Below are 11806 nucleotides of genomic sequence, written 5' to 3' on the forward strand. Positions count from 1 at the left end.
AGTGTAGCCAGAAACCGTAGAGCTTACCGCTGTTTAATCGCTAAAAAATGTTGCATGGCGCACAGCCTCATTGACGGCCTGCGTAAGGCGGCGCAACTGCTCGGGCTGGATAATGTACGGCGGCATCAGATAGATTAGCTTACCAAACGGTCGTACCCACACGCCCTGTTCGACAAAGAACTTCTGTAGTGCCGCCATATTTACCGGCTGGGTGGTTTCTATCACGCCGATGGCGCCGAGCACGCGCACGTCGGCGACCCAACTGGAGTCTGCTGCCGGGGCGAGTTCTGTACGCAACTGCGCTTCAATGGCCGCGACCTGCGAGCGCCACTCGCCGGTGTTGAGTAGCGACAGGCTGGCGGAGGCGACGGCACAAGCCAGCGGATTGCCCATAAAGGTCGGACCGTGCATGAAGCAGCCCGCTTCGCCGTTGCTGATGGTTTCTGCGACCAGACGGGTGGTCAGGGTCGCGGAAAGGGTCATCGTTCCGCCGGTTAATGCTTTGCCGAGGCACAAAATATCCGGCGTAATATCGGCGTGTTCACAGGCAAACAGCCTGCCGGTGCGGCCAAATCCGGTGGCGATCTCATCGGCAATCAGCAGGATGCCTTCCCGGTCGCACATCTTACGGATACGCTTTAACCACTCAGGATGGTATATGCGCATACCGCCAGCGCCCTGCACAATTGGCTCGAGGATCACCGCCGCAATCTCGTGACGATGCGCGGCCATCAGGCGGGCAAAAGGCACCATGTCCAGTTCGTCCCACTCGCCGCCCATGCGGCTTTGCGGCGCAGGCGCGAACAGGTTTTCCGGCAGATACCCTTTCCACAGACTGTGCATTGAGTTGTCGGGATCGCAGACCGACATCGCGCCGAAGGTATCGCCGTGATAGCCGTTACGAAATGTCAGGAAACGCTGACGAGATTCCCCTTTGGCCTGCCAGTATTGCAGCGCCATTTTCATCGCCACTTCCACCGCGACCGAACCTGAATCCGCGAGAAAAACGCACTCCAGCGCTTCGGGCGTCATGTCCACCAACTGGCGGCACAGCGCAATGGCCGGGGCATGGGTAATGCCGCCAAACATCACATGCGACATAGCGTCAATCTGCGTTTTCATTGCGGCGTTCAACTGCGGGTGATTGTAACCGTGGATCGCCGCCCACCAGGACGACATGCCGTCAATCAGCCGCTCACCGCTGGCTAAAATCAGTTCGCAACCTTCGGCCCGCGCCACCGGATACACCGGCAATGGGGAAGTCATGGAAGTGTAAGGGTGCCAGATATGGCGTTGGTCAAACGCAAGATCATCCGTTGTCATAATCGACTTGTAAACCAAATTAAAAAGATTTAGGTTTACGAGTCTACACCAAACTGACAACGAAACGTATACCAATATGGCTCATTCTTCTCGCTGGACAATGTCGCAAGTCACCGAATTATTTGAAAAACCACTGCTTGATCTCCTGTTTGAAGCGCAACAGATTCATCGTCAGCACTTCGATCCGCGGCAGGTACAGGTCAGTACGCTGTTGTCGATTAAGACTGGCGCCTGCCCGGAAGACTGCAAATACTGCCCGCAAAGTTCTCGCTATAAAACGGGTCTGGAAACTGAACGCTTGATGGAAGTGGAACAGGTACTGGACTCGGCGCGTAAGGCGAAGCAGGCCGGTTCAACGCGGTTTTGCATGGGGGCGGCGTGGAAGAACCCGCACGAGCGCGATATGCCTTACCTGGAACAGATGGTTCAGGGCGTGAAAGCGTTGGGGCTGGAAGCCTGCATGACGCTGGGAACGCTCAACGAAACCCAGGCTCAGCGCCTGGCCAACGCGGGACTGGATTACTACAACCATAACCTCGACACCTCGCCGGAGTTTTACGGCAATATCATCACTACCCGGTCTTATCAGGAACGTCTGGATACGCTGGATAAAGTGCGTGAAGCCGGGATTAAAGTCTGCTCAGGCGGTATTGTCGGATTAGGCGAAACGGTCACCGATCGCGCCGGTCTGCTGCTGCAATTAGCCAATCTGCCGACGCCGCCGGAAAGCGTGCCGATCAACATGCTGGTGAAGGTGAAGGGCACGCCGCTTGCCGATAACGACGACGTCGACGCGTTTGATTTCATCCGTACCATCGCCGTGGCGCGCATCATGATGCCAACCTCTTACGTGCGTCTTTCCGCCGGGCGCGAGCAGATGAACGAGCAAACCCAGGCGATGTGCTTTATGGCCGGCGCTAACTCGATTTTCTACGGCTGCAAACTGCTGACCACGCCGAACCCGAACGAAGATAAAGATTTGCTGTTGTTCCGCAAGCTGGGTCTCAACCCGCAGCAAACGGCGGTGCTGGCGGGGGATAACGAACAGCAACAACGTCTCGAGCAGGCGCTGCGTACCCCGGATACCGATGATTACTACAACGCGGCAACCGTATGACCTGGCAGCAAAAAATTGGCGATGCGCTCACGGCGCGTCGTTGCGCTGATGCGTGGCGGCAGCGCTATGCGGTGACCCAGGGCGCCGGTCGCTGGCTGCAGGCCGACGGTCGCCAGTATCTGAATTTCTCCAGCAACGACTACCTTGGCCTGAGCCACCATCCGCAGATTATCTGCGCCTGGCAGCAGGGAGCTGAACGTTTTGGCGTCGGCAGCGGCGGATCGGGTCATGTCAGCGGTTATTCCGTGGCTCACCAGGCGCTGGAAGAAGAGCTGGCGCAGTGGCTGGGCTATTCGCGGGCGCTGTTATTTATCTCCGGTTTTGCCGCTAATCAGGCGGTCATTGCCGCATTGATGGAAAAAGAGGATCGGATTGTTGCAGACCGGCTCAGCCATGCTTCGCTGCTGGAAGCTGCCAGCCTTAGCCCTGCTGTTTTACGTCGCTTTACCCATAACGACTCGCAACATCTGGAGCGTCTGCTGACTACTCCCTGTCCGGGGCAGCAGCTCGTGGTCACTGAAGGCGTGTTCAGCATGGATGGCGACAGCGCGCCGCTCGCTGAAATCCACGCGGCAGCGAAACGACACGGTGCGTGGCTGCTGGTGGACGATGCGCACGGCGTTGGCGTAACCGGTGCAGAAGGGCGCGGCTCCTGCTGGCGACAGCAGGTGAAACCCGAACTGTTAGTGGTGACGTTTGGCAAAGGATTTGGCGTCAGCGGCGCGGCAATCCTGTGTTCTGACAGCGTGGCCGACTATCTGTTGCAGTTTGCCCGCCATCTGATCTACAGCACCAGTATGCCTCCGGCGCAGGCTCAGGCCCTGCGCGCCGCGCTGGCGGTGATCCGCAGCCGTGAAGGCGATGAACGCCGGGAAAAGTTAGCGATGCTGATCCAGCGTTTTCGCGCTGGGGTAAATACGCCGGGTTTAACGCTGGCGAATTCAACCAGTGCTATTCAGCCGCTGATTGTTGGCGATAACCATAAAGCCTTGCAGCTGGCGGATGCGCTACGGCAACAGGGATGTTGGGTGACGGCAATTCGCCCGCCGACGGTGCCCGCCGGTACGGCCAGATTACGGCTGACGCTGACCCAGGCGCATGAGGTGCAGGATATCGATCGTCTACTGGAGGTGTTGCATGGCGCAGGTCAATAAACGGGCGATTGCCGCCGCGTTTGGCCGCGCGGCCACCCACTATGAGCAACACGCAGAGCTACAGCGTCAAAGTGCCGATGCGTTACTGGCGTTACTGGATGGCGGCACGTTCTCGCAGGTATTGGATGCGGGCTGTGGGCCTGGACGTATGAGTCGTTACTGGCGTGAGCAGGGGAGTGAGGTCTGCGCGCTGGATCTGTCGTCGCAAATGCTGGCTGAAGCGCAGCGTCACGATGTCGCCCACCATTATCTGCTGGCGGATATCGAAGCCATCCCGCAGGCAAGCGCGAGCTTTGACCTGGCCTGGAGTAATCTGGCCGTACAGTGGTGTGGCGACCTGCGCGGCGCGTTAAGCGAGCTTTACCGGGTGGTGCGTCCTGGCGGGACGGTGGCGTTTAGTACCCTGGCGCAGGGTTCGATGCCGGAACTTCGTCAGGCCTGGCAGGCGGTTGACGATCGGGAGCACGCCAACCGTTTTTTGCCCGTGGCGCAACTGGAAAACGCCCTGTATGGCTGGGATGTTGAATACCAGTTTCATGCCGTCACGCTGTGGTTTGATGATGCGCTGAGCGCCATGCGTTCGCTAAAAGGCATTGGCGCGACGCATTTGCATGATGGGCGCGAGCAACGTGTGCTGACGCGCGCTCAGCTGCGCCAGCTACAGTTAGCCTGGCCCTGTCAGCAGGGGAAATATCCGCTGACCTACCATCTTTTTTTAGGAGTAATTCAACGTGGCTAAAACGTATTTTGTCACCGGGACAGATACCGAAGTCGGTAAAACTGTCGCCAGCTGCGCGCTGCTCCAGGCGGCGGGACAACTGGGGTTGCGCGCCGTTGGCTATAAGCCGGTGGCGTCAGGCAGTGAAATGACGGCTGATGGCCTGCGAAACAGCGATGCGTTGGCATTACAGCGCAATAGCGCTGTGACGGCGGACTATACGGCGATTAATCCCTACTGCTTCGCTGAACCTACCTCGCCGCATATCATCAGCGCCGACGAAGGTCGCCCCATTTTGGCCTCCGTGATGTCATCGGGTTTACGCACGCTTGAAGCGCAGGCTGACTGGGTACTGGTGGAGGGGGCTGGTGGATGGTTTACGCCGCTTTCGCCAACGCTGAGTTTTTCCGACTGGGTCAAAACAGAACAGTTGCCGGTGATTCTGGTGGTTGGCGTTAAGCTCGGCTGCATCAATCACGCCATTCTGACCGCCCAGGCGGTGCAGCAGGCCGGACTGACGCTTGCCGGATGGGTAGCCAATGATGTGACGCCGCCCGGCAAACGTCATGCGGAATACATGGCGACGCTGAAGCGCGTGATTCCGGCACCTTGGCTGGGGGAAATTCCCTGGCTGGCAGAAGATCCTGAGCAGGCATCGACCGGACGTTATCTCGATCTCAGCATTTTGTCTTTGACGGCATCAGCTGGTTGAATCGAGAGGGGAAATAACGCTGGTCGCTATTGCAGTAGGCGGACAAGAAAATGGTGAAAATGCGAGCAAGATCTCGGCTCTCCCTGGCCGCCTCGTTAGCTGATAAATATCAAAAAATAGCGATAATTTTTTTTTAGCCCAGCGGAAAAGAGAGTCAGGGTGTTTTTGCCAGGCTACAGTCCACACGGGCTGGAAGCAGTTATCCACTATTCCTGTGGATAACCTTGTGCATTAGGGTTAGAAAACACAATGTAAGCGAGAGAAGACGCGGCCTGCGACTAAATTGATGCGAAAGACGGCTTGAGAAAATAATCTTTAAATTACAGATAGTTAGATAAAAGCAATGGCTGTCGCAGAAGTGTCATGTGTTGCCATAAAACTTTCATCGGCTGGCTTGACAAATGTTAAAAAAGGCATTGGTTTGGGGATAACACATTTTTGCTGGTGTTTTATCTTGTCTGGGGGCAAATTTTGGCCTGCAGTCACGGCTATTTTGCGGGTGTAACAGAAATATTCTGGCGCGTTACTGTTTTTTCATCCAGTATATTTTACTGGCAAAATATACGACTGCGAGTAAAATTACACACCTGCCCGCCCATTGCTTCAGGTAGCTGCTCATGAGTAAACCGTTCAAACTAAATTCCGCTTTTAAACCCTCTGGCGATCAGCCTGAGGCGATACGTCGCCTGGAAGAAGGTCTGGAGGACGGTCTGGCGCATCAGACGCTGCTGGGGGTGACGGGATCGGGGAAAACATTCACCATCGCGAATGTGATTGCGGACCTACAGCGTCCTACCATGGTGCTGGCGCCTAACAAGACGCTTGCCGCGCAGCTATATGGCGAGATGAAAGAGTTCTTTCCGGAAAACGCGGTGGAATATTTTGTCTCCTACTACGACTATTATCAGCCGGAAGCTTACGTACCGAGTTCTGATACCTTCATCGAGAAGGATGCCTCGGTCAACGAACACATTGAGCAGATGCGTCTGTCGGCGACCAAAGCGCTACTGGAACGTCGGGATGTCGTTGTGGTGGCGTCGGTTTCCGCCATTTATGGTTTGGGCGACCCGGACCTGTATCTGAAAATGATGCTGCATCTGACGGTGGGGATGATCATTGACCAGCGCGCGATCCTGCGTCGTCTGGCGGAGCTGCAATATACCCGTAACGATCAGGCATTCCAGCGCGGGACCTTCCGCGTGCGCGGTGAAGTTATCGACATTTTCCCGGCTGAATCCGACGACATTGCGCTGCGCGTGGAACTGTTCGATGAGGAAGTCGAGCGTTTGTCGCTGTTTGACCCGCTTACCGGGCAGGTTGAATCGACCATTTCCCGCTATACCATCTACCCGAAAACGCACTACGTCACGCCGCGCGAACGTATCGTGCAGGCGATGGAAGAAATTAAAGTCGAGCTGGCAGACCGCCGTAAAAATCTGCTGGCGAATAACAAGTTGCTGGAAGAGCAGCGCTTAAGCCAGCGTACACAGTTCGATCTGGAAATGATGAACGAGCTGGGTTATTGCTCGGGGATTGAAAACTATTCCCGCTATCTGTCCGGACGCGGTCCAGGCGAGCCGCCGCCGACGTTGTTTGATTACCTGCCGGCTGATGGTCTGCTGGTAGTGGATGAATCCCACGTCACTATCCCGCAAATTGGCGGTATGTACCGTGGCGACCGGGCGCGTAAAGAGACCCTGGTCGAATACGGATTCCGTTTGCCCTCGGCGCTGGATAACCGTCCGCTTAAATTTGAAGAGTTCGAGGCACTGGCTCCGCAGACCATCTACGTCTCGGCGACGCCGGGGAACTATGAGCTGGAGAAATCCGGTGATGACGTGGTTGATCAGGTAGTACGACCGACCGGCCTGCTGGATCCGGTGATAGAAGTGCGTCCGGTGGCGACACAGGTTGACGATCTGCTGTCGGAGATCCGCACGCGTGCGGCGATTAACGAACGTGTGCTGGTCACCACGCTTACCAAACGCATGGCGGAAGACCTCACCGAATACCTCGAAGAGCACGGCGAGCGGGTGCGTTATCTGCACTCAGACATCGATACCGTGGAACGTATGGAAATCATTCGTGACCTGCGCCTGGGCGAGTTTGACGTGCTGGTGGGTATCAACCTGTTACGTGAGGGGCTGGACATGCCTGAGGTCTCGCTGGTGGCGATTCTGGACGCAGACAAAGAAGGGTTCCTGCGCTCTGAACGCTCACTTATCCAGACCATCGGTCGCGCGGCGCGTAACATCAACGGCAAGGCTATACTCTACGGCGATAAAATTACCGCCTCGATGGCCAGGGCGATTGGTGAAACTGAACGTCGTCGCGAGAAGCAGCAGCGCTATAACGAAGAGCACGGTATTACGCCGCAGGGGCTGAACAAGAAAGTGGTCGATATTTTGGCGCTGGGTCAGAATATTGCGAAGACCAAGGCGAAGGGCAAAGGGAAGTCACGTGCGGGTGCGAAGTCTGACGTTGTGGAACTGGATATGACGCCAAAAGCCCTGCAGCAAAAGATTCACGAGTTGGAAGGGCAGATGATGCAGCATGCGCAGAATCTCGAATTTGAAGAGGCTGCGACGATCCGCGATCAGTTGCATCAGTTGCGCGAGTTATTTATTGCGGCATCGTAATCCTGTGCCGGATGCGGGGTAACCCCCTTATCCGGCTTACGGGGTGCTTGCGTTTGTTGGCCTGACAAGCGCAGCGCATCAGGCAAATCCACTCAGCCTAATGCCTGTACCGCTTTCTCCAGCGCGCTGTGCAGCAGCTGACGATCATGACGGTACGGAATATCGCTGGCTTCCAGCACTTCCTGAATCACAATGCGGTCGGTAACGGCGGAAACATCTACTTTCGGGCCGACAACCACCGCGTCAATCACTTTTTTGCCAACGTACTGTTCGATGATTGCCAGCTTATCGTTAAGCGTCAGGCTGGCTGCTGGCAGGCTTAATTCGCGACCCAGATTGCCAATGTAGACCATCCTGGCGGGTGTACGCCGTAATGCCTGCGCCAGTTCGTCGAGCAGCAGGATCGGCATCAGGCTGGTATAAAAACTGCCTGGTCCTATCAGAATCAAATCCGCTTCGGCGATTGCCTCAACCGCTTCTCGCGTGGTAGGGACTTTTGGCGACAGCATCAGTTCCTGAGGTGGGATAGTGAGCTGATCGATATTCACTTCGCCATAGACTTCATGCCCCTGATCATCAATAGCCATCAGATCCACCGGCAGCTCTGACATCGGAATTAAATGCGCATCCACCTTCAGCAGGTTGCGAATTAAATTTATGGCTTCCAGAGGCCGCACGCTGAGGTGATCGAGCGCCTTTAACATTAAATTTCCGAGGTTATGTCCGGAAAGCTCGCCATTACCGCCAAAACGGTATTCAAACATAGCGGATGCAACGCTGGGTTGGGTAATTAACTGGTTCAGACAGTTACGCATGTCACCCCAGGCGATGCCGCCTTCAGAACGACGAATACGCCCCGTGGAGCCGCCATTATCGGTGGTGGTGACGATACCCGTCAGTCGTGAACCTAAAGGGGAAAGTGAGGAGAGAACGCGTCCTAATCCATGCCCTCCGCCGAGAGCGACAACGCGATCTAAATCTGCCAGCGTGCGAGTGCGCATAGAGTTTCCTGATATCAATTGATCGGCGCTACAGTACCGTAAATAGCGTGTTTTCAGCAATTATCCAGTTGGCATTTGCCGAAATTAATTTTCGGCGATCTACCCCTTTCTGACGACATGCACCTGACAGCAAGATGATGTATATCAATGCAAAACTGTGGTTTTTGCTTATTCTGTAGCGAAATTGCACGATCATGTCGCTATATATGTATTTATACAGCGTAAGTGTGCTTGGCATTATCGCCATTTACACGCTAGTATCGGCATAACCACTACGTACTCAAAGTATGATGAGTATAAACACTCTAGCCTCTGCACCTGGGTCAAATGATACGGTGCTTTGGCCGTGGCAATGCTCGAACGAGATTGTCACCAGGGCGCAGGAAGAAATGACTGCGTCTCCCGTATTTGGAAAGGTGTACATGGGCTCTCAACTTACCGATGCTTTCGCGCGTAAGTTTTACTACTTACGTTTGTCGATTACCGATGTGTGTAACTTTCGTTGCACCTACTGCCTGCCGGATGGCTATAAGCCCGGCGGAGTCACCAATAACGGCTTTTTGACCGTTGATGAAATTCGCCGCGTCACCCGTGCGTTCGCCAGTCTGGGGACGGAAAAAGTGCGCCTGACAGGGGGCGAACCCTCATTACGTCGCGATTTTACCGACATTATTGCCGCTGTGCGTGAAAACGACGCTATCCGTCAGATTGCGGTAACGACCAATGGTTATCGTCTGGCGCGCGATGCCGCCGCCTGGCGCGATGCCGGGTTGACGGCACTCAACGTCAGCGTCGACAGTCTCGATGCCCGTCAGTTTCACGCCATTACCGGGCAGGACAAATTTCAGCAGGTGATGGCGGGCATTGACGCCGCCTTTGCAGCCGGTTTTGAAAAAGTCAAAGTCAACACTGTGTTGATGCGCGATGTAAACCATCATCAACTGGACACCTTCCTGGCGTGGATCCAACCGCGTCCTATTCAACTGCGTTTTATTGAACTGATGGAAACGGGGGAGGGCAGTGCACTTTTCCGTAAGCATCATATCTCAGGGCAAGTACTGCGCGATGAGCTTCTGCGTCGCGGCTGGATCCACCAGCAACGCCTGCGCAGCGACGGTCCGGCTCAGGTTTTCTGCCATCCTGATTATGCTGGCGAAATTGGTCTGATCATGCCTTATGAGAAAGACTTTTGCGCCACCTGTAATCGTCTGCGCGTTTCCTCTGTCGGCAAGCTTCATCTGTGTTTATTTGGTGAAGGCGGCGTAAGCCTGCGTGACTTGCTGGAAGATGACGCTCAGCAATCAGCGCTGGAAGAACGCATTTCAACCGCGCTGCTGGAGAAAAAGCAGACCCATTTCCTGCATCAGAACAATACCGGTATTACGCAAAACTTATCTTACATTGGCGGCTGATCGCTAAAAGGAGTTTTCATGAGTCAGGTAAGCGCTGAATTTATCCCGACACGCATTGCTATTCTTACTGTTTCCAACCGTCGCGGCGAAGAGGACGACACCTCTGGTCACTACCTGCGTGACTCGGCGCAGGAAGCGGGCCATCAGATTGTTGACAAGGCGATTGTCAAAGAGAACCGTTATGCCATCCGTGCCCAGGTTTCCGCCTGGATTGCCAGTGACGATGTGCAGGTTGTGCTTATTACCGGCGGCACCGGACTGACCGAAGGTGACCAGGCGCCGGAAGCGTTGCAACCACTGTTCGACAGAGAAGTTGAAGGTTTTGGCGAAGTATTCCGTATGCTCTCGTTTGAAGAGATCGGCACCGCGACGCTGCAATCCCGGGCAATTGCCGGGGTTGCGAATAAAACGCTGATTTTCGCCATGCCGGGGTCGACCAAAGCGTGCCGTACCGCCTGGGAAAATATCATTGCGTCGCAGCTTGATGCCCGTACGCGTCCGTGTAATTTCCACCCACATTTGAAGAAATAAGTATGTCGCAACTGACTCATATTAACGCCGCTGGCGAAGCCCACATGGTGGATGTCTCTGGCAAAGCAGAAACGGTACGCGAGGCGCGTGCTGAAGCATTCGTGACGATGCGCAGCGAAACGCTGGCGATGATTATCGATGGTAGCCACCATAAAGGCGACGTTTTCGCCACGGCGCGCATTGCCGGTATTCAGGCGGCCAAACGAACCTGGGATCTTATCCCGCTGTGTCATCCGCTGATGCTGAGCAAGGTCGAAGTCAACCTGCATGCCGAACCGGAACACGATCGTGTACGCATTGAGACGCTGTGTCGCCTGAGCGGGAAAACCGGTGTGGAAATGGAAGCGTTAACGGCGGCCTCCGTGGCGGCGTTGACCATCTACGACATGTGCAAAGCGGTGCAAAAGGACATGGTGATTGGTCCGGTGCGCCTGCTGGCAAAAAGCGGCGGCAAGTCGGGAGATTTTAAGGTGGATGCGCATGATTAAGGTTCTTTTCTTTGCCCAGGTCCGTGAACTGGTCAACACGGATGCTTTAGAGGTCACCGCTGAATTTCCAACGGTCGAAGCGCTGCGCCAGCATCTGGCGGCGCAAGGCGATCGTTGGGCGCTGGCGCTGGAGGACGGCAAGCTGCTGGCGGCGGTGAACCAGACGCTGGTCAGTTTTGACCATCCCCTTAATGCAGGTGATGAAGTGGCTTTCTTCCCACCGGTAACCGGAGGTTAAGATGGCTGAGACGCGAATTGTTGTTGGGCATGCGCCGTTCAGCGTTGGGGAAGAGTATCCCTGGCTAGCCGAGCGTGATGAAGACGGCGCCGTAGTGACCTTCACCGGTAAAGTGCGTAACCACAACCTCGGCGACAGTGTGCAGGCATTAACGCTGGAACACTATCCCGGCATGACCGAAAAAGCGCTGGCGGAGATTGTCGACGAGGCGCGTACGCGCTGGCCGCTCGGACGGGTGACGGTGATTCATCGCATTGGCGCGCTGTGGCCCGGCGATGAAATCGTTTTTGTTGGCGTGACCAGCGCGCATCGCAGTAGCGCGTTTGATGCCGGGCAGTTCATTATGGATTATCTGAAAACCCGCGCACCGTTCTGGAAGCGCGAGGCCACGCCGGAAGGTGAACGTTGGGTGGATGCCCGTGACAGCGATAAGCTAGCAGCAAAACGCTGGTAGAGTACAATTGTTGTAGGCT

Annotated in this window: 12 protein-coding genes and 1 riboswitch; of the genes, 10 read left to right on the plus strand and 2 right to left on the minus strand. The window is 55.5% G+C overall.

Annotated elements, in window-relative coordinates; genetic code table 11:
* Nucleotides 1-33: 33 nt before the first annotated feature.
* On the minus strand, nt 34-1323 hold the full coding sequence (bioA, locus tag FOB24_RS09405; RefSeq protein WP_150344815.1) for an adenosylmethionine--8-amino-7-oxononanoate transaminase: 1290 nt from the start codon (nt 1321-1323) through the stop codon (nt 34-36).
* Nucleotides 1324-1399: 76 nt separating this feature from the next.
* Here bioA and bioB point away from each other — a divergent pair, with 76 nt between their 5' ends.
* The 5 genes from bioB to uvrB all read left to right on the plus strand — a co-directional run bounded on the left by bioB (nt 1400) and on the right by uvrB (nt 7663).
* A complete protein-coding gene (gene bioB, locus FOB24_RS09410; protein ID WP_038639034.1) occupies nt 1400-2440 on the plus strand; it encodes a biotin synthase BioB in 1041 nt (346 codons plus the stop codon).
* Nucleotides 2437-3594, plus strand: a complete 1158-nt coding sequence (gene bioF, locus FOB24_RS09415) for an 8-amino-7-oxononanoate synthase (RefSeq protein WP_150344816.1) — start codon at nt 2437-2439, stop codon at nt 3592-3594. Before bioB ends, bioF begins: the two co-directional genes overlap by 4 nt.
* On the plus strand, nt 3578-4333 hold the full coding sequence (bioC, locus tag FOB24_RS09420; protein WP_150344817.1) for a malonyl-ACP O-methyltransferase BioC: 756 nt from the start codon (nt 3578-3580) through the stop codon (nt 4331-4333). Before bioF ends, bioC begins: the two co-directional genes overlap by 17 nt.
* Nucleotides 4326-5024 carry a dethiobiotin synthase gene (bioD, locus tag FOB24_RS09425; protein WP_150344818.1) on the plus strand — a complete coding sequence of 233 codons (699 nt, stop codon included), beginning with the start codon at nt 4326-4328 and terminating at the stop codon, nt 5022-5024. Before bioC ends, bioD begins: the two co-directional genes overlap by 8 nt.
* A gap of 617 nt (nt 5025-5641) precedes the next feature.
* A complete protein-coding gene (uvrB, locus tag FOB24_RS09435) occupies nt 5642-7663 on the plus strand; it encodes an excinuclease ABC subunit UvrB (protein WP_038639047.1) in 2022 nt (673 codons plus the stop codon).
* Between the two features lie 92 nt (nt 7664-7755).
* Here uvrB and yvcK read toward each other — a convergent pair whose 3' ends face one another.
* A complete protein-coding gene (gene yvcK / locus FOB24_RS09440; protein ID WP_038639050.1) occupies nt 7756-8664 on the minus strand; it encodes a uridine diphosphate-N-acetylglucosamine-binding protein YvcK in 909 nt (302 codons plus the stop codon).
* Nucleotides 8665-8953: 289 nt separating this feature from the next.
* A riboswitch (molybdenum cofactor riboswitch) is annotated at nt 8954-9099 on the plus strand.
* Between yvcK and moaA the strand changes: the two genes are divergently transcribed.
* The 5 genes from moaA (at nt 9087) to moaE (ending at nt 11787) form a co-directional block, all read left to right on the plus strand.
* Nucleotides 9087-10076: a GTP 3',8-cyclase MoaA gene (gene moaA / locus FOB24_RS09445; protein ID WP_137350996.1), complete on the plus strand. Its 990-nt coding sequence runs from the start codon at nt 9087-9089 to the stop codon at nt 10074-10076. It overlaps the preceding riboswitch by 13 nt.
* A gap of 18 nt (nt 10077-10094) precedes the next feature.
* On the plus strand, nt 10095-10607 hold the full coding sequence (gene moaB, locus FOB24_RS09450; RefSeq protein ID WP_150344819.1) for a molybdenum cofactor biosynthesis protein B: 513 nt from the start codon (nt 10095-10097) through the stop codon (nt 10605-10607).
* A 2-nt stretch (nt 10608-10609) separates the two neighbouring features.
* Nucleotides 10610-11095 (plus strand): cyclic pyranopterin monophosphate synthase MoaC, encoded by a 486-nt coding sequence (gene moaC / locus FOB24_RS09455; RefSeq protein ID WP_061381915.1) that lies wholly within the window; start codon nt 10610-10612, stop codon nt 11093-11095.
* Complete coding sequence (gene moaD / locus FOB24_RS09460) at nt 11088-11333, plus strand: molybdopterin synthase sulfur carrier subunit (RefSeq protein ID WP_038639062.1); 246 nt, start codon at nt 11088-11090, stop codon at nt 11331-11333. The genes moaC and moaD overlap by 8 nt, the downstream gene beginning before the upstream one ends.
* A 1-nt stretch (nt 11334) precedes the next feature.
* Nucleotides 11335-11787, plus strand: a complete 453-nt coding sequence (gene moaE, locus FOB24_RS09465) for a molybdopterin synthase catalytic subunit MoaE (protein ID WP_038639065.1) — start codon at nt 11335-11337, stop codon at nt 11785-11787.
* Nucleotides 11788-11806 lie beyond the last annotated feature (19 nt).

Origin of the sequence: Citrobacter werkmanii, from assembly GCF_008693645.1 — a bacterium.
Lineage (GTDB): Bacteria > Pseudomonadota > Gammaproteobacteria > Enterobacterales > Enterobacteriaceae > Citrobacter > Citrobacter werkmanii.